We start from the raw sequence: 20,241 nt of genomic DNA, 5'->3' as shown, positions 1-20,241 counted from the left end.
AGGATTAGAAGAACGATTGTTGTTATAGGTGACTTATGTGGTTCGATACGCACTGCCATTTAGATTTTTCTGAATTCATCTCTCAACAAGAGAGGTATAACAAGTTATTTAATCAGAATAATCTCGCTCGATTCTTTGTTCCTAGTGTTGGGCCTAACAATTGGAAGTCTGTACTTGGTTTGGCAAGCGAACACCTTCGTGTTGGCCTTGGTATACATCCGTGTTTTTTACCGTCCTTGATAGACCAACAAACTGTTGATGAAGATCTTGAGTGCCTTCGTCGTTTAGCGTTTAAACATCGAGAATCCATTTCGGCTATCGGAGAGTGTGGTTTAGACAAACGCATTGATACTCCTATTTCAATTCAGTCATCTGTGTTTAGTTTTCAGGTTGATTTAGCTGAACAGTTGCAACTTCCCCTGGTCATACACTCTGTCCAGCAACATCATAATATTCAAGAATCTTTAAAAAGCAGGCTGAGAGATAATCTTGGTGTTGTTCATGCGTTTAGCGGTAATTATCAACAAGCTAAAGCATTTGTCGATTTGGGCTTGAAAATCGGCGTCGGGGGTGTGATTACTTGGCCAACTGCACAAAAAACACGCGAAGCAATAGCAAAGCTACCACTAGATAGTATTGTATTGGAGACGGATGCTCCTGATATGAGGATTTCTGGGCGGCAACGTGAACCCAATTCGCCACACTTAATACCTATAATATTTAATCACTTAGCTGCTCTTAGGTCAGAGAACCCTTCTATACTGGCAGAGCAGATATGGAAAAACAGTATTCACTTGTTTTCAGATTAGTTTCATTTAGATACAACAAACACTGAACTTAGATTGAAAAATGTGACATTGATCAATATTAAGGTAAACGTTTGCGTATAGAATCTCGCGCAAATGTGAGCGGTGACCAGTTTTACTATTTTTTGAACTGTATAATCGCCGTCGTTTTAGACACTTTTTACATCTTTTTTTAAACATTTTAGAATAAGGAAGCCATAAACTATGAGCCTGTTTATGAGCATAGTAGGTATGCTGGTACTGATTTTAATCGCAGTACTACTATCAGATAACCGTAAAGCAATTAACGTTCGTACAGTAGGTGGCGCATTTGCTATCCAATTCGCATTGGGTGCATTCGTACTTTACGTACCTTGGGGTAAAGACCTTCTGAAAAGTGTTTCAGACGGTGTTTCAAGTGTAATTAACTATGGTGCTGACGGTACTGGTTTCCTTTTCGGAAACTTAGTTAACTTCTCAGTAGACGGCATTGGTTTCATCTTTGCTTTCCAAGTTCTTCCAACACTAATTTTCTTCTCTGCACTTATCTCTGTACTTTACTACTTAGGTGTTATGCAGTGGGTTATCCGCATTCTTGGTGGTGGCCTTCAGAAAGCTCTAGGTACTTCTCGTGCGGAATCAATGTCTGCAGCAGCAAACATCTTTGTTGGTCAAACAGAAGCGCCTCTAGTTGTACGCCCATTTGTTCCGCGTATGACTCAATCTGAGCTATTCGCAGTAATGTGTGGTGGTCTAGCTTCTATCGCTGGTGGTGTATTAGCAGGTTACGCATCAATGGGCGTGCCAATCGAATACCTAGTAGCGGCATCATTCATGGCTGCACCAGGTGGTCTACTATTCGCTAAAATCATCAAGCCAGAAACTGACGAGCCTATCGATCAACTTGCTGACATGACTGCTGAAGGTGAAGATAAGCCTGCAAACGTTATCGATGCGGCAGCTGGCGGTGCATCTGCTGGTCTAAGCCTAGCACTTAACGTTGGCGCAATGCTTATCGCATTCATCGGTCTTATCGCACTGATTAACGGCTTACTAGGCGGCGTTGGCGGCTGGTTTGGTTTCGAGAACTTAACTCTAGAAATGCTTCTAGGTTGGGCATTTGCTCCTCTTGCATTCCTAATCGGTGTTCCTTGGAGCGAAGCGGTTGTTGCTGGTGAGTTCATCGGTCTTAAGACTGTTGCGAACGAATTCGTAGCTTACGCTAACTTTGCACCTTACCTAGGTGAAGCTGCTCCAGTTGTACTGAGCGAGAAGACTAAAGCAATCATCTCATTTGCATTGTGTGGTTTTGCTAACCTTTCCTCTATCGCTATCCTATTGGGTGGTCTAGGTAGTATTGCTCCTAAGCGTCGTGGTGATATCGCGCGCATGGGTATCAAAGCGGTTATCGCAGGTACTCTATCTAACCTAATGGCAGCAACTATTGCTGGTTTCTTCTTGTCTTTCTAAGACTCTAGAAACAGTCCTTTTAAAACGCCCTAGTGAGTTTCACTAGGGCGTTTTTGTTTTCATATTATTGGCTAGAACTTCATCTCTTTTTTTGAGATGCAAACCGTTTGCTTTCATCATAAATGCAACATTGATCATACTTCGCACTATACTAAGCATCGAAGTTAACAAGATGGATGAACATTATGAATGAAGTTTTGCTAGCTGTATTTGCTGGCTTTGCGGTAGGGATATTGTTTTCTGCTTTGAAGCTACCTATTCCTGCTCCACCAGTATTATCTGGCGTTATGGGAATCGTAGGTGTATATCTTGGAGGACACTTCTATCAATGGTTGATAGAAAGGTTTTTTCAATAATACCAATCACACTAAGTAAGTGTTCAGAAATAGCGCAGGGGAAATGCTCGAGAACAAGGCAGAATTTTTCGATAAGTAGTTATCTTACAATCAAAGATTCTAATGCAGTTATCATGTATTTTAACAAGCTAGAATGACCAGATATTTAGTACGATTGGTATAAAACCCTACATCCGTTGTAGAATGCAACGGTCAGCGGTTTAGGATTAAAAACCGTGCGGTGACAAGGAAAGCAATTGGTCAATTCACCAAGTCTTCATGGAACCAAGTCCGTTCATTGAGTCTGGATGCGCAAATGTTGGAACCCTATCTATACTGGAAGAGTTCCAATTAATGCCCCCAAAACTATTCAAACTTTTCGGAGAAAAAAATGAGCGATTTGAAAGCTGCAGCTTTGCGTGCACTTAAATTAATGGATCTTACTACTCTTAACGATGACGATACTGATCAGAAAGTGATCGATCTTTGTCATGCAGCGAAATCAACCGTGGGTAATACTGCGGCTGTGTGTATTTATCCTCGTTTCGTCCCTATTGCGAAGAAGACATTACGTGAGCAAGGCTCTCCTGATGTGAAAATTGCGACAGTAACTAACTTCCCTCATGGTAACGACGATATCGATATTGCTGTTGCTGAAACCAAAGCCGCGGTTGCGTACGGTGCTGATGAAGTGGATGTGGTATTCCCATATCGTGCGCTGATGGCTGGCAATGCTGAAGTAGGCTTTGAGTTAGTAAAACAATGTAAGGCTGCGTGTGGCGATATTCTGTTAAAAGTAATTATCGAAACTGGAGAGCTAAAAGAAGAAGCCTTGATCAAGCAAGCATCAGAGATCTGTATTAAAGCCGGTGCTGATTTTATTAAAACCTCTACAGGTAAAGTACCTGAAAACGCAACACCAGAATATGCCCGCATGATGCTTGAAGTGATTCGTGATATGGGCGTAGCTGAATCTGTAGGCTTTAAGCCTGCTGGTGGCGTGCGTACTGCAGAAGACGCGGCACTATACCTTGCAATGGCTGATGATATCCTTGGAGATTCTTGGGTAGACAGTCGCCATTATCGCTTTGGTGCTTCTAGCCTGCTAACGAACCTACTTAATACCTTAGAAGTCACAGACGAGAAAGCTGATCCAGCAGCATATTAATTTGTCTGAGAAGGCTCGTGTTTTTATATTTATAGAGTAGCGAGCCTTTGTTTCTCATAATAATAATCTAAGGTAGGGCTTTATGTATTTACCTCAAGAGATCATCCGTAAAAAGCGTGACGGCGAAATCCTTACAGCGGATGAAATCAACTTCTTTATTCAAGGTGTTGCTAAAGATACTGTCTCTGAAGGGCAGATAGCAGCATTTGCTATGACGATATTTTTCAACGAAATGACGATGCCTGAGCGTATTGCGCTAACGTGCGCGATGCGAGACTCTGGCATGGTTATCGATTGGAGCCACATGAACTTTGATGGCCCTATTGTTGATAAACATTCCACCGGTGGGGTGGGTGATGTGACCTCATTAATGCTCGGCCCTATGGTTGCCGCATGTGGCGGTTATGTGCCAATGATTTCTGGTCGTGGCTTAGGTCATACCGGCGGAACATTGGACAAACTTGAATCCATTCCGGGTTATAACATTACTCCAAACAATGATGTATTTGGCAAAGTCACTAAAGAAGCGGGCGTAGCCATTATTGGTCAAACTGGCGACTTAGCTCCTGCTGATAAGCGAGTCTATGCTACGCGCGATATCACTGCCACGGTTGATAATATCTCATTGATCACCGCCTCTATTTTGTCCAAGAAATTGGCCGCAGGGCTCGATTCATTAGTGATGGATGTAAAGGTTGGCTCTGGTGCTTTCATGCCAACCTATGAAGCCTCCGAAGAACTGGCACGTTCTATTGTAGCGGTTGCCAACGGCGCAGGTACAAAGACCACTGCAATTCTTACCGATATGAACCAAGTATTAGCGTCTTCTGCCGGTAATGCAGTAGAAGTAAGAGAAGCCGTTCGATTCTTAACTGGCGAATATCGTAATCCTCGTTTGCTTGAAGTGACCATGGCGTCATGCTGTGAAATGTTAATACTAGGCAAGCTTGCAGATTCTACTGAGCAGGCTGAAGAGAAACTTATGGCCGTGCTCGATAATGGCAAAGCCGCTGAGTGTTTCAACAAGATGGTTGCAGGTTTAGGTGGCCCATCAGATTTTGTGAGCAACTATAATAAGTACTTGCCAGAAGCTGAAATCATTAAGCCAGTATTTGCCGATACTAGTGGCGTCATTATTAACATGGATACTCGTGCAATTGGTATGGCTGTTGTGGGGATGGGCGGTGGTCGCCGCGTTGCAACGGATAGTATTGATTATGCTGTAGGCTTTGATCAGTTTGCTCGCCTAGGTGATACAGTTAGTGCTGAACAGCCTCTTGCGGTAATTCATGCTCGCAACGAAAAGCAATGGCAAGAAGCAGCAGATTCATTAAAAGCTGCGATTAAAATTGGTGACAAATCTCAGTATCAAGCAACACCAAACGTGTATGCGAAGATACGAGCCGAAGACTTATAGGCCGAGGATACAGTAATGAAACGAGCCATAATTTTAGTATTAGATTCATTTGGTATTGGCGCTACAGAAGATGCTGACAAATTCGGCGATGTGGGCTCTGATACCTTGGGGCATATTGCAGAACAATGTGCAAAAGGCCTTGCTGATAGCGATACTCGTAGCGGTCCATTGACGCTGCCAAACCTATCACGTTTAGGCTTGGGATTAGCTGCCAAAGAGTCAACTGGAAGCTTTCCTATCGGTTTAGATGCCAATGCGGAAATCATTGGTGCCTACGGCCATGCAGCCGAGCTTTCGTCAGGTAAAGATACTCCATCAGGTCATTGGGAAATGGCTGGCGTACCTGTACTGTTTGATTGGGGTTACTTTACCGATAAGCAAAACAGTTTCCCTAAGGCGTTGCTTGACAGAATTGTTGAGCGTGCAGGTCTTAAAGGCTACCTAGGTAACTGCCATGCTTCAGGTACTCAGGTGCTAGACGATCTTGGCGAAGAGCATATGCAAACTGGCAAACCTATCTTCTATACCTCAGCGGATTCTGTATTTCAGATTGCGTGTCATGAAGAAACTTACGGTTTGGATAACCTGCTTGAGTTGTGTCATATCGTTCGTGAAGAATTAGAAGATTACAATATTGGTCGAGTTATAGCGCGCCCATTTGTTGGAGATAAAGCAGGAGAGTTTAAGCGTACTGGTAATCGTCGCGATCTTTCTGTTGAGCCGCCGGCGGAAACTGTGTTGCAAAAGTTGGTTGAAGAGAAACGCGGTGAGGTGATCTCTATTGGCAAAATTGCAGATATATACGCCAACTGCGGTATTACTAAGAAAGAGAAAGCGACAGGCCTAGAAGACCTATTCGATTTAACTCTTGAGCAAGTTAAAAAGGCCGAAGACAACACCATCGTATTTACCAACTTTGTTGATTTCGATTCAGCTTATGGTCATCGTCGTGACGTTCCTGGATATGCGGGAGCGCTTGAGTATTTCGACAAACGCCTTCCTGAAATTCTTGAGATTTTAGAGCCTAATGATGTGCTTATTCTTACTGCAGATCATGGCTGTGATCCGACTTGGGAAGGTACAGACCATACTCGTGAGCATATTCCTGTATTGGTTTATGGACACAAGATTGAGGCAGGTTCATTAGGCCGCCGCTCTACTTTTGCTGATATAGGTCAGAGTTTGGCTCACTATTTCGGTACATCGAAGATGGATTATGGAACTAACTTCCTTTAATCAAGGAAGGTGAAAATTGCGCTAATAGGGCCTGTTGACCCTAACTAAAAATAAATTAGAAAAGGAAAGATAAAATGGCTACTCCTCATATTAATGCAGAAATGGGTGATTTCTCAGATGTAGTATTGATGCCTGGTGACCCGCTACGTGCTAAATACATTGCCGAGACCTTCCTAGAAGATGTGGTTCAGGTGTGTGATGTACGCAACATGTACGGCTTCACTGGCACATACAAAGGTCGTAAAATTTCTGTAATGGGACACGGTATGGGTATTCCATCATGTTCTATTTATGCCACTGAGCTGATCAAAGACTACGGCGTTAAAAAGATCATTCGTGTGGGCAGTTGTGGCGCAGTACGTGATGATGTGAATCTACGTGATGTTGTGATTGGCATTGGTGCATGTACTGACTCAAAAGTGAACCGCATTCGCTTTAAAGATCACGACTTTGCTGCGATTGCAGACTACGGTATGGCGAGAAACGCTGAGCTAGCAGCGCAGAAATTAGGCATTAATGTAAAGGTAGGTAACTTATTCTCAGCTGAGTTGTTCTACACACCAGACCCTGAAATGTTCGAGGTTATGGACAAGTACGGCATTCTAGGTGTGGAAATGGAAGCAGCTGGCATGTACGGCCTTGCGGCTGAATACGGCGCAAAGTGTCTGGCTATTTGTACTGTGTCAGACCACATCAAGCGTGGTGAAGTGACGACATCTGATGAGCGTGCAACAACGTTTAACGAAATGATGGAAGTGGCTCTAGAGTCTGTATTACTAGGCGACGCAGAATAATTCTTTTCTATTAGAAAAGACAAAAGCTTGGTTCCTGAAAGGGAGCCAAGCTTTTTTTGTATGGTTACTTTCTGCTTAAAACTACTTTCTTCTCAAAACAAGAGTAAGCAAAACACCAGACAGAAAGCTCATCATGATCATCAGAAACATCGCTCTATCGCTGTTACGATAATGGTGATCAGAAAAGGCCGTAACGCGTCCTTTTTCAAAGGTAATACGCACATAGCCGATAATGGCATCTTGAGAAAATATAGGCTCAACCAATTGCTGTTTTCCAATCCCAGCTGAACCTAAAGGTGTATCCATACCCAGAGATTCACGCACCGTCTTCGCATTGGTACTAGAGGCGATTTTGACACCGCTGTTGTCATACACAGTTGCATCCGACACCAAAGTATCACGCGCCAATTGATTTGCGAGATAACGAAGCTTTTCTTGGTCTTCAGTCACTAAAAAGTCACTAGCACTCAATGCAGCTTGAGAAATCAATAGCTTGGTTAGAGTCTGTAACTGCTTAGTTTGAATTTGCTGATTACCTTGGCTGATATAAACGCTATTGCGCACAATTGCGACTAGCATCAAAACCAGTAAGCCAATAAAGATCAGTTTTATAAATCGACGCAGTGAAAATAGGGATTCTTTCATTTTGCTAAACGTAATTAATGTATGCCATTGCATAGTGAGACTTGCGCAATCAAATTGCAATAGGGTAAGTTGAGGGGAGTGTTATCCTCAAAATGGATTTGAATTTCATGGAAGTCAAACAATTACAATCCCTCACTGCATTGACAGATTTTAACCTTAGCGAATTAGCAGTTGTCTTTGCTGATAACAACAATGACGTATTGAGTCAGCTATTTGCTATTGATGAGCAATTTGCAACTTGGAATATCGGTCGCTATCAAGTTGTTTTAACTAAAAGCTCATTGGTAACCAAGTCCCTAGCATTGTTAGCCGCAAACAGGGTAGATTTTGCTCATCTTGTTGATTTACCCGATATGAGCGAGCCAGGTCTTGCCCTGTTTGATATGGACTCTACCTTAATCGAGATAGAGTGTATTGATGAGATAGCAAAGCTTGCCGGAGTAGGGGAGGAAGTCTCTGAAGTAACCGAGCGTGCTATGCAAGGTGAGCTGGATTTTGAGCAAAGTTTAAGACAGCGAGTATCTAAGCTTGCTGATGCTGATGAATCCATCCTTAAAGAAGTGCGCAGTGAACTACCATTGATGGCCGAAGCTAAATTACTCATTGATGGACTTAAAGCGTGTGGCTGGAAGGTGGCTGTGGCGTCTGGCGGTTTTACCTACTTTTCTAATCATCTTAAAGAGTTACTCGAGCTAGATTTTGCCCAATCTAACCAGCTAGAAATCACGGAGGGCAAACTCTCCGGCAAGGTGGTTGGCGATGTGGTCTCGGCTCAAACCAAGGCTGATATTCTTGAGCAGCTAAAAAACGACTATCAGCTAGAGAGGCGCAACTGTATTGCTGTAGGTGATGGTGCCAATGACTTAGTGATGATGGCGGCTGCTGGCCTAGGGGTTGCCTACCATGCAAAACCTAAGGTAGTCGAACAAGCTCAGACTGCGGTAAACTATGCCGACCTTGGTGGTGTGCTGTGTATCTTGTCAGCGAGCCACGTCTTACAAACTCTAAAAACAAAGAATCTTTAATGGCAAAAGTAAAAACAGCTTACGTCTGTAATGACTGCGGCGCAGATTTTCCGCGCTGGCAAGGTCAGTGCAGTGCGTGTGGTGCTTGGAATACAGTAACAGAGGTGCGTTTAGCAGCCTCTCCGCAAGTGGCACGCAACGAACGACTAAGCGGCTATGCGGGCAACGCTGAGCAATCCAAGGTTCAGATGTTAGCGGATATTGATCTGCAAGATGTTCCTAGGTTCACCAGTACTTTCAAAGAGTTCGACCGAGTGATGGGGGGAGGCATTGTACCGGGAGCCGCAATTTTGATTGGTGGTAGTCCGGGTGCGGGTAAATCTACCTTGCTATTGCAAACTATGTGTCGTCTCGCAGCGGATATGCCCACCCTTTATGTTACGGGTGAGGAATCTTTGCAACAGGTAGCAATGCGAGCCTCTCGCCTTGGCTTACCTAAAGACAACCTTAAAATGCTCTCTGAAACCAACGTTGACAAGATTTGTCAGGTGGCAGAAAAAGAACAGCCAAAGATTATGGTCATCGACTCAATTCAGGTGATGCACGTCTCTGATGTTCAATCCTCACCAGGTACCGTAGCTCAAGTTCGCGAATCGGCTACAACGCTAACGCGATTCGCTAAGCAAAATAATGTGGCTGTATTTTTGGTTGGACACGTAACTAAAGACGGTTCGTTAGCAGGTCCTAAGGTGCTTGAGCACATTATTGACTGTTCCGTGCTACTTGATGGCGGTGCAGACAGCCGCTTTAGAACCCTACGTAGCCATAAAAACCGTTTTGGCGCTGTTAATGAGCTAGGCGTTTTCGCGATGACAGGGCAAGGGCTTAAAGAGGTGTCTAACCCATCGGCGATCTTCTTGTCTCGTGGTGAAGAACAAACCTCTGGCAGTTCTGTCATGGTTATCTGGGAAGGTACAAGGCCACTTCTTGTCGAAATTCAAGCGCTGGTGGATTACTCCCAATTAGCCAATCCACGAAGAGTGGCTGTGGGACTCGAGCAAAATAGACTCTCAATGCTTCTTGCGGTGCTTCATAAACACGGCGGGCTACAGATGGCGGATCAAGACGTATTCGTCAATGTGGTTGGTGGCGTTAAGGTAACCGAAACCAGTGCTGATCTTGCGTTGCTAATGGCTCTGTTATCAAGCTTTAAAGACCGAGCATTGCCAAAAGATGTGGTGATCTTCGGTGAAGTTGGCCTTGCCGGTGAGATTCGCCCAGTGCCTAGCGGTCAAGAGAGGCTAAATGAAGCCTTTAAACATGGTTTTACCAAAGCTATTGTTCCTGCAGCAAACATGCCCAAAGGCGGCATCGCTGGCATGCAGATCCACGCGGTTAAGAACCTTTCTGAAGCGATTCAAGCGTTTGATGAAATGTAACAAGTCGTTCTATATATAATATTACTACCTAGGTTCAAAAGACCGCTTTTCACAAGCTTGATTCTCATCTATAGTTCTTGGATTGAAAAGAAAAGGGCGAATTTTCCGCTCAACAAGCACACAGAGCTATCAGTCTATCCAGATTGTGGTATACTCTGCGCGCATTTTATATCCTATTGATAGAGTAAAACGATGACTGATTTATCAAAATACAGAAATATTGGTATTTTCGCGCACGTTGATGCGGGTAAAACCACGACAACTGAGCGTATCCTAAAGCTTACCGGCCAGATCCACAAAACTGGTGAAGTTCATGATGGTGAATCAACTACTGACTTCATGGAACAGGAAGCTGAGCGCGGTATTACTATCCAGTCAGCAGCAGTAAGCTGTTTCTGGAACGATCACCGTCTAAACGTTATCGATACTCCTGGACACGTTGACTTCACAGTTGAAGTTTACCGTTCACTTAAAGTACTTGATGGCGGTATCGGCGTATTCTGTGGTTCTGGTGGTGTTGAGCCTCAATCAGAAACTAACTGGCGTTACGCTAACGAATCAGAAGTATCTCGTCTGATCTTCGTTAACAAACTAGACCGTATGGGTGCTGACTTCTACAACGTTGTTGACCAAGTTAAAAACGTTCTAGGTGCTACTCCTCTAGTTATGGTTCTACCAATCGGCCGCGAAGATGACTTCGTTGGTGTTGTAGACCTTCTAACTCGCAAAGCATACGTTTGGGATGACACTGGTCTTCCTGAAAACTACGAAATCCAAGATGTTCCAGCGGACATGGTTGATGACGTAGAGCAATACCGTGAAGAACTAATCGAAACTGCTGTAGAGCAAGACGATGACCTAATGATGGCTTACATGGAAGGCGAAGAACCTTCTATCGAAGACATTAAGCGTTGTATCCGTAAAGGTACTAACAACCTATCGTTCTTCCCTACGTACTGTGGTTCTGCATTTAAGAACAAAGGCGTACAAATCGTTCTTGACGCAGTTGTTGATTACCTTCCATCTCCAACAGAAGTTGATCCTCAACCTCTTATGGATGACGAAGGCAACGAGAATGGCGAGCACGCTATTGTTTCTGCTGACGAAACATTCAAAGCGCTTGCATTTAAAATAATGGATGACCGTTTCGGTGCTCTAACTTTCGTTCGTATTTACTCTGGTAAATTGAACAAAGGCGACACCATCATGAACTCATACACTGGTAAAACAGAGCGTGTTGGCCGTATGGTTGAGATGCAAGCTGATGACCGTAACGAACTAACTAGCGCACAAGCTGGTGACATCATTGCGATCGTTGGTATGAAGAACGTTCAAACAGGTCACACTCTATGTGATCCTAAAGATCAAGTAACTCTAGAGCCAATGGTATTCCCAACTCCAGTAATCTCTATCGCTGTATCTCCAAAAGATAAAGGCGGTTCTGAGAAAATGGGTATCGCTATCGGTAAAATGGTTGCAGAAGATCCATCTTTCCAAGTTGAAACTGACGAAGAAACTGGCGAAACCATCCTTAAAGGTATGGGTGAGCTTCACCTAGACATTAAAGTTGACATCCTTAAGCGTACTTACGGTGTTGACCTAACTGTTGGTGCTCCTCAGGTTGCTTACCGTGAAACTATCACTCAACCAATTGAAGATAGCTACACGCATAAGAAACAGTCTGGTGGTTCTGGTCAGTTCGGTAAGATCGACTACCGCATCAAACCAGGCGAAGCTGGTTCAGGCTTCAGCTTTAAGTCTTCTGTTGTTGGTGGTAACGTTCCTAAGGAATTCTGGCCTGCAGTTGAGAAAGGCTTTGCTGGCATGATGGAAAACGGTGTTCTAGCTGGTTTCCCAACTCTAGATGTTGAAGTTGAACTATTCGACGGTGGCTTCCACGCAGTGGATTCATCTGCAATCGCATTTGAAATCGCAGCGAAAGGCGCATTCCGTCAATCAATGCCTAAAGCTGGCGCGCAACTTCTTGAGCCAATCATGCACGTTGACGTGTTCACTCCAGACGATCACGTTGGTGACGTAATCGGTGACCTTAACCGTCGTCGTGGTATGATCAAAGATCAACAAGCTGGCGCTACTGGTGTTCGTATTAAAGCTGACGTACCTCTTTCTGAGATGTTCGGCTACATCGGTCACCTACGTACAATCACTTCTGGTCGTGGTCAGTTCTCTATGGAGTTCTCTCACTACGCAGCATGCCCAATGAACGTGGCAGAAGAAGTAATTGCTAAAGCTAAAGCTGAGAAAGAAAACAAGTAATTGTTTCTTCTTAAATAGCTAAAAGAAAGCCCCGATAGTGAAAGCTATCGGGGCTTTTTGTTTGTATCGTAACTGCTATTCTTCCCAGACTACGAACTTGTCTTTAGGCCACTCGGCACCAACATCGTGGTATTTCTTCTCTAGCATATGTCGTTTTATTTTCAGAGTAGGCGTGAGTATCTCATTCTCAATACTCCATGGTTCCTTGATCAGCAAAACACCTTTTATCTTTTCGTGCCCCTCAAGTTTTTCATTAATATGAGTAATTGCTTTAGCAATACTCTTCTCATATCGCGCCTTATCAAAGTTAGGGAAATCGTGAGGCACAATCAGAAGGATAGGACCTGGCATCCCTAGTCCTACCAAACAAAGCATTTCCACCCGAGCGACTTCAATAATCGCTTTTTCAATAGGTACAGGAGCGACAAATTTCCCCTTGGCAGTTTTGAATGTATCTTTTTTACGTCCTTGAATGGTTAGATAACCTTCTGAATCGATAGAGCCAATATCGCCAGTATGCAACCATCCGTCTTCGTTGAATGTCCTTGCGGTCGCTTCGTCGTTTTTGTAATAACCGGAGAACATCCCTTTACTGCGCACAAGGATCTCTTCGTCTTCTGCAATTTTAAGTTCAATACCCGGCCCTGCTTGACCTACAGTACCAATCTTTGAGGCATTGAAAGGGTAGCTGAGTGTGCTATATGCGAAGGTTTCAGTCATGCCCCAAGCTTCGGTAATATTAATGCCTACCTTGTGATACCACTCCAATATTGCAGGGCTGATAGGAGCTGAACCACACCCGAGAACACGACCTTGATCTAGGCCTAAACCATCGACAATCTTCTTTTTAATGATTGAATTTAAAATTGGGATCTTAAGTAAAAAATTCAGCTTCTTCGGTGGAAGCTTATCTTGTATCCGCTGCTGGAAGAGAGTCCATAAACGAGGAACCGAAATGAACAGAGTAGGGCGATGCATTTTCACGTCTTCAATAAACGTCTCCAGAGACTCAGGAAATGCAGTTTCTAATCCTGCCTGAATAGATGAGCCAAAGATATACACCCGCTCTGTAATGTGCGCTAGTGGAAGGTAAGAGAACATTCTATCGCCAGGTTGAATGCCTATATGATCTACTAAATTTTTAACAGACCAACTAAAGGCGCCATAAGTCAGCATAGCTCCCTTAGGAACACCAGAGGTACCAGAGGTGTAGACAATTGACATCAACTTATCATCATGATGCTGAGGGTGTTCGTCGTGAGGAATTGCATCATGAACTAGCTGTGCAAATTTATACTGACATTCGGGCGCAGAATCATACGGGAAAGAAATAGTTATAAGCTCTGGTAGGCGTTTCATCGCCTCTGTTGTGGCTTGAGCATCATCGAGTTTTCCTGCTATAAGCACCTTACTTTCACTGTGCGTCAAACAGTATTCGATGGTATCTGCACCAGCTGTAGGGAAAATAGGCACACTGATAAAATCACCAAGCATCATGGCTAAATCAGTAATAAACCACTCAACACAGTTCTTAGAGACAAAAGCTATTTTATCTCGAGGTTGTAGCCCCAATTCGCGCAGAGCGCTCACCAATTTCAAAGCCATATTAGCGACTTCGGAGTAGGTATATTCAACAAAATTACGGTCGATTATCTGTTTGAGGTAAACTTCGTTGGGGCGTTCATGGGCCCACTTGAGTATTAGATCATTGGGTGGGGGTAGTGTGCAAGGTGGGTTTTCGAATACTTGCTGATTTGCTTCGGTCCTTGAAGCCTTTTCCATAAGCTACTCTTCCATTAGTTGATTATTACATTAATCAGAAGCTTAGCAGGTTTATGATTAATGTAGATATTTAAAGATAAATATAGCTCTTAAGCAGTTGCTGGATACATTATAATCTGGCAATGTTTGTATTAATAACTATGCACTTTGTAATAACGAATTCCGATATTGAGTAGGAGTTAACGAAGTTTTCTTTTTGAAAACTCGATTGAAATAGGCGACATCTCCGTACCCTGCTTGGTAGGCGACAGAGCTTATCTTTTCACTAGGGTATTGCCCTAATATAGTCTGAGCAAGCTCAATTCTTTGTTGAGTAAGGTAGTCTTGGAAGCTTATATCCTTGTGTTTTCTGAAGAAACGAGAAAAATAAGTAGTGGAGAGGTTTGATAACTTAGCGACATCCTCTTCTCTAATTTCTCTTCCTATATTATTTGAAACAAATGCCTCTATTTTTTTTATTCGAATATCAGAGCTATCCCGCAATGATGAAGATTTCTCTGTACCAGTCTGTGTTGCATAATTAACTAGCAGAAATCTATCAGATGCCAAGGTTAAGTTGAAGACTTTATCTATAGTATCAGTAGAAAAACTCTCTTCTAAAAAATCACCTTCATGTACTAAAACAATGTTCTTTCTGAGATTTCGACATATTTTTATTGAGATTTCTAATAGATCTCCAAGATCTTTCGAAAAGTAAAAGTAAACTTGTTTCACGTCTTGCTCACTCACCACAGATATGTCTGTGCCGCATTCAGAAAAGAGTGAAAGAGAAGTGCTATATTTGTTCATGCACTGAGGTAAGCGATCTAAGGGCTGTCCTAGCCAATATACTTTTGAATTCATTTTCTTTCCTAACTTAAACACAGAATTCATCCTTAATTCCATGTACATTCTATGACCATAAGTCGATAAAACGCAACATTATCATTACAATTATAAGGTGTTTATCAGGTTGTTCAACTAGAATTTCTAATCGTAAGATGGACAAAGGAGTTAAGAATGAAAGTTTCAGTAATTGAATCCGCAAAAATCATATATTTTGATGAGGAAGCCTTGACGGTAGTGGAGTATGTTATCGGAGCAGCATTGTTGGTTGCAGTAGTGTCTTCAGTTTTTTTTGCTTTAGAAGTTGGATTAAGTAGCAAATTCAGTAATACCTTGAACAACATAGGAAAAGAGTAGATTTTGATTAGTGCAATAAGTATAAGTCGTGCTTATTTAGTACTAAAAAGTACAATAGATGGGCAAGAAAGTCCTAACTTAGTTGCTGGAGTGTCGTTAGAGTTGTTAATGCGACTCGATTTTAGGGCGTTATATTTTTGGAGAGTAAATTTATGGACAAATTCATTTCTAGAGCTAAAGAATTCGCGAAAGACGAAGAGGGACTTACTGTAGTTGAGTATGTGATCGGTGCTGCCCTACTTGTAGGTGGTTTAGTTGTTATTTTTAACAACCTTGGCACTTCATTAAGTACTAAACTAAACACTGTCATTAGTGAGATTAGTTAACGAAATTCGTTATTACATACAATATGGCGGTTAAAATTAATTGAGAGACCGTATTTTCTATTATTTAGATACGGTCTTAATTATATTATGAACAGCACAATTATTTTTTGGTCTTTACTATTTCTTATTTCAATTAGTGACATGAAGGAAAATAAAATACCAAATGTCCTGCTGATGCTTTTGGTAGCGTTTCAACTCCTCTATATACACTCTTCTGAAATCTCTCAAATCAACTTTATTTTTGGCGGCATCACTATGTTTGCTATTTCTTTGATCTTGTTTTTTCTCAAAGTGATGTCTCCAGGAGATGTGAAGTTATTGGGAGTTGTCGGATTTTGCGTTGGTTTTGATAACTTATTAGGTACCACAATCTGGATTATTTTTTCGTCTGGATTAATGGGGATTATTTTTATGTCCTATAATTTCAGTTTCTTAGGTATAAGTAATCCAATTGCCCTTATTAATGAACCAAAACTTTATACTCGAATCAATAAAAATAGCAAAAATGTTAATCCTTGGAGATATGGTGAAAAATTAACCATGCCATTTGCTCCATCGGTAACTGTAGGTTTGGCTCTTTTCTATTACTTTAATTAGAGGGAACACTAATGAGTACACTAGAAAAAAAGGATTATTCTCATAAACTTAAGCCTCAAGTAAGTTCACCTCCTATTGTTTCTTCGTTTGATGAACTAGAAATTCCTCAAGCAGTTGTTGAAAATCTAATAATCAAGCATCTTGCAGCATATCCAAAATCTGATGTACTCCAGTTGGCTAAATCTCTAGGGATAGTGACTCATTTAATTGAGGATATTTTAGCTGATTTAAGAACGAAAGCCGTAATTGAAGTGTTTCAGCCTTCATCTCAGTCTTTATTTTCGGAGGCCGCAAAAAGCCATGTAAGATATGCTCTTTCAGAGTTAGGTCAAACACAAGCTGACATTGCTTTTAAAAAAGATGCTTACATTGGGCCTGTACCGGTTTCATTGCAATCTTATAACAGTATGGTTAAGGCGCAAGACTTACGGATCAATCTGATTACAAGACCTGATGTAGAGCGTGCTCTTGATGATGTATATGGTTCACAACGGCTTATACCTGTTTTAGGGCCGGCTATAAATTCGGGGAGGGCATTATTGTTATATGGCCATGCTGGTACGGGAAAAAGTTTTGTAGCTGCTAGAATTCTGAACTCTCTTAATACATCTGTTTATATCCCACATGCGGTTTATGCAGCAGGCAACATCATAAAGGTCTTTTCTGAACAACATCACAAGCCTATCGACGATAGTCATGATAGAGAAGTGATTAGTTTAAAAAGTCATTATGATAAACGTTGGGTTTTATGCGAACGTCCAAATGTTCAGGTAGGTGGTGAACTTACTATGGACATGTTGGAGGTCAATCATTCTGAGCACAATCGTATTTGGATTGCACCATTGCAGATGATTGCAAACAATGGAATTTTGGTCATTGATGATCTCGGACGACAACCAATGCCCGTAGCCGCACTATTGAATCGTTGGATTGTCCCAATGGAATACAGTTATGACCATTTATCCTTGCCAAGTGGGCAACAAATTACAATTCCATTTGTGTTAACTATGGCTTTTTCTACTAATTTAGACCCGCAAAAAATAGCGGATCCAGCCTTTTTAAGAAGGCTTGGGTATAAAATTCAATTTCAACCACTTGTAGAATCTGATTATTTGAAGTTGTGGTCTGACTTGTCTTCTGCGAAAGAATTGGATCTTCTTCCTAGTGCACTAGAATCATTACTGAGCCTGCATAGTTTACATGGGATCGGTTATTTCCCATGTCTACCGAAAGATTTATTAGGGATAAGTCATGATATTATTCAGTTCGAACAAATTGCACCTCAGGTAGACTCGTCTATATTACAAAGGGCATGGGATCTTTATTTCACTGCTGACGAACAGGGAGAATCAGTATTATGAGTAAAGGAACAGTATTATTCTTATTAATCTTGTCAGTGGTTTTTGGCTTGGGCGCAGTCATGGTCGCGAAGCAATGGATGGAAGGTCAGACTCAGCCACAAGTTAAAGTAGAGACTGTCGAAAGAGCTCCAACTGTTATTGCAGCAGTGGATATTCCGGAAGGCACAGTCATTGAAGAAAAGCATTTAACAAAAAAACAATTAGAATCTGCTTGGCAAAACTCTAACCAAATTAAAGATTACTCTGAATTAGTAGGGATGGTTTCTAAATCAGATGTGTTTGAAGGGGAGCTTATTCACAAGTCCCATTTTGGGGGGCCCAATGAAGGCGCAAGCTTGGCAGTGTTGATACCTGAAGATAAACGTGCTGTTACGATACGGGTTAATGACGTAGTTGGAGTAGCGGGATTTTTGTTACCGGGGAATAAAGTGGATATTCTTAACACCGTAAATAACAGAACGACTACCGTTCTGAAAGATATTAGGGTTCTTGCTGTCGACCAAACAGCCAAAACGAATGAGAATAAGCCTATTATCGTGCGGGCAGTTACTTTAGAAGTAACACCAAGAGAAGCTGAACGTCTATTGACTGAGAACAGTAGAGGCGCGATTCAGTTGGCGCTTCGTAACCCCCAGGCCATAGATCCACCTGTTAAAAGATATGTCGCTCCCCCTAGTGTCACAATTATCAAAGGCACGAACCAATCTAATGTTCGCGTGAATAATTGAGGTTTATCATGAAAAGGATTTTTACATTTATTACCTTATTGGTATTTCTTCTCCCAGTTTCAGTAGCGTCTACGACTCAAACTGGAAATACGATCACTATACCTCATCATAAATCTACACACGTCAAGATTTCAGGTAAGGCAAAGAAGGTATCTTTAGGTGACCCTGAAGTGCTAGATATTGTCATGTTAAAAGCGGATGAACTTTTTCTGATCGGTAAAAAGTTAGGCTCAACTAATTTATCTGCATGGGATGCTCAAGGTCGTTTGATTGAATCTTTAAACATTGAAGTTACTCATGACTTAAACAATTTGAAATCAAAACTCTATGAGTTTCTTCCCGAGGAGAAGATTCAGGTACATAGTGCTCAAGACAAGCTTATTCTTAGTGGTCTAGTCAGTAGCCAAGAAAAAATGAATATTGCAGTTAAAGTGGCTCAAACCTTCTCTGGTGGTCAAGCGGTAAATGCGTCTGATGGAGACGCAGGTCAGGCTGAATCAGGTGTTATTAACCTGATGACTATCGGTGGTGCTCAACAAGTTATGCTTGAAGTGACTGTGGCAGAAGTTCAGCGTTCTTTAGTGAGACGATTTGATTCAAATTTTCGCTTTTTCCAACAAAGTGGGGATTTTACTTGGGGGTTAACTAATGGTGGTGGTGGTCTCGGAGAAGCAGGAGGCAGCATATTACCAATTGTTGATGCTGTAAGCTCTAGCAATTTTGGATTGCTTGGTGGTTTAGTTGATAGCAACACTCTTTTCACATTTGCACTTGATATAGCGAAAGAAACTGGGGTTGCAAAGGTGTTGGCTGAACCAAACTTGACGACACTCAGTGGTTCAGAAGCTAAATTTCTTGCTGGTGGGGAGTTTCCAATCCCAATTCCAAGTGACGATGGCATAGGTATAGAATATAAAGAATATGGTGTTAGTGTGCACTTTACCCCCATCGTTTTAAGCGATCAAAAAATTAATCTAGAGTTGGCCGTTGATGTCAGTGAAGTCTCTACTTCTGGTGCTTTGACTTACGATCCGGGCGATGTCAACGCAGCATATATTGTGCCTCCATTAACAAAGCGAAGTGCTTCATCAACACTGGAACTTGCTGATGGACAGACTATAGGTATTGCTGGACTGTTGAACGAGAACAGTCGTGATGCCGCAAGTGAGATGCCCGGAGTTGGTGATATTCCAGTTTTAGGCAACCTGTTTAAAAGTAAACAATATATATCGGGCGAAACAGAACTTGTTATTTTGGTAACTCCAAGGTTAGCGAAGCCAGTTGATAGAGATAAGATTGCATTGCCTACAGATGCTTTCGTCGAACCGACAGACATGGAATTTTATTTAATTGGAAAGTCAGCTTACCTAGACAATGAGAGAGTAAAACCAAAGCAACAGCAAACGACTGAACCTGTGCAAGCCTCAACTGCAACGGGTGGATCTGAAGGTAAATTCGGACATTCACTATAACTGCAAGGAGCTAGTTATGAGCGTTAAATTAATAGTTGTGCTTGTGTCAGTGATGGGCATTGCTGCATGTTCAAATAACCCTCGGTTAGGCACTGCCATGACATTGGTAAAAAATGAACAAGTCTACAACCCTCAAGCAACCGAAGAAAATAAAGGTGTGCTTCCTGAGGGGAGTGGTGAAAGGTCGCAATCTGCGATTAAAGGCTATAATAAAGGTAGCAGTAAAGATATATCTATCACAGGGTTTCAGCTCTAAGTATAG

General features: G+C 42.2%; 20 protein-coding genes. 17 read left to right on the top strand and 3 right to left on the bottom strand.

Annotated elements, in window-relative coordinates; translation table 11 throughout:
• Nucleotides 1–35: 35 nt before the first annotated feature.
• The 7 genes from OCU48_RS10510 to deoD all read left to right on the top strand — a co-directional run bounded on the left by OCU48_RS10510 (nucleotide 36) and on the right by deoD (nucleotide 7,205).
• Complete coding sequence (locus OCU48_RS10510) at nucleotides 36–809, top strand: TatD family hydrolase (protein WP_141345413.1); 774 nt, start codon at nucleotides 36–38, stop codon at nucleotides 807–809.
• A 201-nt stretch (nucleotides 810–1,010) separates the two neighbouring features.
• On the top strand, nucleotides 1,011–2,255 hold the full coding sequence (locus tag OCU48_RS10505) for a NupC/NupG family nucleoside CNT transporter (protein ID WP_141345414.1): 1,245 nt from the start codon (nucleotides 1,011–1,013) through the stop codon (nucleotides 2,253–2,255).
• Between the two features lie 185 nt (nucleotides 2,256–2,440).
• Nucleotides 2,441–2,611 carry a XapX domain-containing protein gene (locus tag OCU48_RS10500; RefSeq protein WP_017028884.1) on the top strand — a complete coding sequence of 57 codons (171 nt, stop codon included), beginning with the start codon at nucleotides 2,441–2,443 and terminating at the stop codon, nucleotides 2,609–2,611.
• 370 nt (nucleotides 2,612–2,981) lie between these two features.
• The gene (gene deoC, locus OCU48_RS10495; protein WP_141345415.1) at nucleotides 2,982–3,758 is read left to right on the top strand and encodes a deoxyribose-phosphate aldolase; all 777 of its coding nucleotides are present in this window, start codon (nucleotides 2,982–2,984) and stop codon (nucleotides 3,756–3,758) included.
• A gap of 82 nt (nucleotides 3,759–3,840) precedes the next feature.
• The gene (gene deoA / locus OCU48_RS10490; RefSeq protein ID WP_141345416.1) at nucleotides 3,841–5,175 is read left to right on the top strand and encodes a thymidine phosphorylase; all 1,335 of its coding nucleotides are present in this window, start codon (nucleotides 3,841–3,843) and stop codon (nucleotides 5,173–5,175) included.
• A 15-nt stretch (nucleotides 5,176–5,190) separates the two neighbouring features.
• Complete coding sequence (locus OCU48_RS10485; protein WP_141345417.1) at nucleotides 5,191–6,411, top strand: phosphopentomutase; 1,221 nt, start codon at nucleotides 5,191–5,193, stop codon at nucleotides 6,409–6,411.
• Nucleotides 6,412–6,485: 74 nt separating this feature from the next.
• Nucleotides 6,486–7,205: a purine-nucleoside phosphorylase gene (gene deoD / locus OCU48_RS10480; RefSeq protein WP_141345418.1), complete on the top strand. Its 720-nt coding sequence runs from the start codon at nucleotides 6,486–6,488 to the stop codon at nucleotides 7,203–7,205.
• Between the two features lie 81 nt (nucleotides 7,206–7,286).
• Here the strand turns inward: deoD and OCU48_RS10475 are convergent, their stop codons facing one another.
• Entirely contained in the window at nucleotides 7,287–7,850 is a 564-nt protein-coding gene (locus tag OCU48_RS10475; RefSeq protein ID WP_141345419.1) for a YtjB family periplasmic protein, read from the bottom strand.
• Between the two features lie 107 nt (nucleotides 7,851–7,957).
• Here OCU48_RS10475 and serB point away from each other — a divergent pair, with 107 nt between their 5' ends.
• The 3 genes from serB to fusA all read left to right on the top strand — a co-directional run bounded on the left by serB (nucleotide 7,958) and on the right by fusA (nucleotide 12,531).
• Complete coding sequence (serB, locus tag OCU48_RS10470; protein ID WP_141345420.1) at nucleotides 7,958–8,875, top strand: phosphoserine phosphatase SerB; 918 nt, start codon at nucleotides 7,958–7,960, stop codon at nucleotides 8,873–8,875.
• On the top strand, nucleotides 8,875–10,254 hold the full coding sequence (gene radA / locus OCU48_RS10465) for a DNA repair protein RadA (RefSeq protein WP_141345421.1): 1,380 nt from the start codon (nucleotides 8,875–8,877) through the stop codon (nucleotides 10,252–10,254). Before serB ends, radA begins: the two co-directional genes overlap by 1 nt.
• A 192-nt stretch (nucleotides 10,255–10,446) precedes the next feature.
• Entirely contained in the window at nucleotides 10,447–12,531 is a 2,085-nt protein-coding gene (gene fusA, locus OCU48_RS10460) for an elongation factor G (RefSeq protein WP_141345422.1), read from the top strand.
• Nucleotides 12,532–12,606: 75 nt separating this feature from the next.
• On the opposite strand, the gene OCU48_RS10455 is transcribed toward fusA, so the two are convergent.
• Nucleotides 12,607–14,313, bottom strand: a complete 1,707-nt coding sequence (locus tag OCU48_RS10455) for an AMP-binding protein (RefSeq protein ID WP_141345423.1) — start codon at nucleotides 14,311–14,313, stop codon at nucleotides 12,607–12,609.
• 138 nt (nucleotides 14,314–14,451) lie between these two features.
• Nucleotides 14,452–15,156 carry a helix-turn-helix domain-containing protein gene (locus OCU48_RS10450; protein WP_167496181.1) on the bottom strand — a complete coding sequence of 235 codons (705 nt, stop codon included), beginning with the start codon at nucleotides 15,154–15,156 and terminating at the stop codon, nucleotides 14,452–14,454.
• A gap of 156 nt (nucleotides 15,157–15,312) precedes the next feature.
• Here OCU48_RS10450 and OCU48_RS10445 point away from each other — a divergent pair, with 156 nt between their 5' ends.
• The 7 genes from OCU48_RS10445 (at nucleotide 15,313) to OCU48_RS10415 (ending at nucleotide 20,235) form a co-directional block, all read left to right on the top strand.
• Nucleotides 15,313–15,495 carry a Flp family type IVb pilin gene (locus OCU48_RS10445; RefSeq protein WP_141345425.1) on the top strand — a complete coding sequence of 61 codons (183 nt, stop codon included), beginning with the start codon at nucleotides 15,313–15,315 and terminating at the stop codon, nucleotides 15,493–15,495.
• 152 nt (nucleotides 15,496–15,647) lie between these two features.
• Entirely contained in the window at nucleotides 15,648–15,821 is a 174-nt protein-coding gene (locus tag OCU48_RS10440) for a Flp family type IVb pilin (RefSeq protein WP_141345426.1), read from the top strand.
• A gap of 87 nt (nucleotides 15,822–15,908) precedes the next feature.
• Complete coding sequence (locus OCU48_RS10435) at nucleotides 15,909–16,418, top strand: A24 family peptidase (protein ID WP_141345427.1); 510 nt, start codon at nucleotides 15,909–15,911, stop codon at nucleotides 16,416–16,418.
• A gap of 11 nt (nucleotides 16,419–16,429) precedes the next feature.
• Nucleotides 16,430–17,779, top strand: coding sequence for an AAA family ATPase (locus OCU48_RS10430; protein ID WP_141345428.1), 1,350 nt, complete (start codon nucleotides 16,430–16,432; stop codon nucleotides 17,777–17,779).
• Nucleotides 17,776–18,507, top strand: a complete 732-nt coding sequence (gene cpaB / locus OCU48_RS10425) for a Flp pilus assembly protein CpaB (protein WP_141345429.1) — start codon at nucleotides 17,776–17,778, stop codon at nucleotides 18,505–18,507. Before OCU48_RS10430 ends, cpaB begins: the two co-directional genes overlap by 4 nt.
• Nucleotides 18,508–18,515: 8 nt before the next feature.
• Nucleotides 18,516–19,979, top strand: a complete 1,464-nt coding sequence (locus tag OCU48_RS10420) for a type II and III secretion system protein family protein (RefSeq protein ID WP_141345430.1) — start codon at nucleotides 18,516–18,518, stop codon at nucleotides 19,977–19,979.
• Nucleotides 19,980–19,995: 16 nt separating this feature from the next.
• Complete coding sequence (locus tag OCU48_RS10415) at nucleotides 19,996–20,235, top strand: hypothetical protein (protein ID WP_141345431.1); 240 nt, start codon at nucleotides 19,996–19,998, stop codon at nucleotides 20,233–20,235.
• Nucleotides 20,236–20,241: the final 6 nt, after the last annotated feature.

It is taken from the genome of Vibrio inusitatus, from assembly GCA_024346935.1.
In the GTDB taxonomy this organism is placed as follows: Bacteria; Pseudomonadota; Gammaproteobacteria; order Enterobacterales; family Vibrionaceae; genus Vibrio; species Vibrio inusitatus.
Note: the sequence above shows the minus strand (reverse complement) of the source record. Positions and strands in the feature narration are given on the sequence as shown.

What these genes read in the sequence shown, in the direction of transcription:
- OCU48_RS10510 (WP_141345413.1), top strand. Translation starts at nt 36, where the DNA reads ATGTGGTTCGATACGCACTGCCATTTAGATTTTTCTGAATTCATCTCT.
- OCU48_RS10420 (WP_141345430.1), top strand. Translation starts at nt 18,516, where the DNA reads ATGAAAAGGATTTTTACATTTATTACCTTATTGGTATTTCTTCTCCCA.
- radA (WP_141345421.1), top strand. Translation starts at nt 8,875, where the DNA reads ATGGCAAAAGTAAAAACAGCTTACGTCTGTAATGACTGCGGCGCAGAT.
- OCU48_RS10475 (WP_141345419.1), bottom strand. Translation starts at nt 7,850, where the DNA reads ATGAAAGAATCCCTATTTTCACTGCGTCGATTTATAAAACTGATCTTT.
- serB (WP_141345420.1), top strand. Translation starts at nt 7,958, where the DNA reads ATGGAAGTCAAACAATTACAATCCCTCACTGCATTGACAGATTTTAAC.
- deoA (WP_141345416.1), top strand. Translation starts at nt 3,841, where the DNA reads ATGTATTTACCTCAAGAGATCATCCGTAAAAAGCGTGACGGCGAAATC.
- OCU48_RS10440 (WP_141345426.1), top strand. Translation starts at nt 15,648, where the DNA reads ATGGACAAATTCATTTCTAGAGCTAAAGAATTCGCGAAAGACGAAGAG.
- deoC (WP_141345415.1), top strand. Translation starts at nt 2,982, where the DNA reads ATGAGCGATTTGAAAGCTGCAGCTTTGCGTGCACTTAAATTAATGGAT.
- OCU48_RS10450 (WP_167496181.1), bottom strand. Translation starts at nt 15,156, where the DNA reads ATGAATTCAAAAGTATATTGGCTAGGACAGCCCTTAGATCGCTTACCT.
- cpaB (WP_141345429.1), top strand. Translation starts at nt 17,776, where the DNA reads ATGAGTAAAGGAACAGTATTATTCTTATTAATCTTGTCAGTGGTTTTT.
- fusA (WP_141345422.1), top strand. Translation starts at nt 10,447, where the DNA reads ATGACTGATTTATCAAAATACAGAAATATTGGTATTTTCGCGCACGTT.
- OCU48_RS10455 (WP_141345423.1), bottom strand. Translation starts at nt 14,313, where the DNA reads ATGGAAAAGGCTTCAAGGACCGAAGCAAATCAGCAAGTATTCGAAAAC.
- OCU48_RS10485 (WP_141345417.1), top strand. Translation starts at nt 5,191, where the DNA reads ATGAAACGAGCCATAATTTTAGTATTAGATTCATTTGGTATTGGCGCT.
- OCU48_RS10500 (WP_017028884.1), top strand. Translation starts at nt 2,441, where the DNA reads ATGAATGAAGTTTTGCTAGCTGTATTTGCTGGCTTTGCGGTAGGGATA.
- OCU48_RS10430 (WP_141345428.1), top strand. Translation starts at nt 16,430, where the DNA reads ATGAGTACACTAGAAAAAAAGGATTATTCTCATAAACTTAAGCCTCAA.
- deoD (WP_141345418.1), top strand. Translation starts at nt 6,486, where the DNA reads ATGGCTACTCCTCATATTAATGCAGAAATGGGTGATTTCTCAGATGTA.
- OCU48_RS10505 (WP_141345414.1), top strand. Translation starts at nt 1,011, where the DNA reads ATGAGCCTGTTTATGAGCATAGTAGGTATGCTGGTACTGATTTTAATC.
- OCU48_RS10445 (WP_141345425.1), top strand. Translation starts at nt 15,313, where the DNA reads ATGAAAGTTTCAGTAATTGAATCCGCAAAAATCATATATTTTGATGAG.
- OCU48_RS10435 (WP_141345427.1), top strand. Translation starts at nt 15,909, where the DNA reads ATGAACAGCACAATTATTTTTTGGTCTTTACTATTTCTTATTTCAATT.
- OCU48_RS10415 (WP_141345431.1), top strand. Translation starts at nt 19,996, where the DNA reads ATGAGCGTTAAATTAATAGTTGTGCTTGTGTCAGTGATGGGCATTGCT.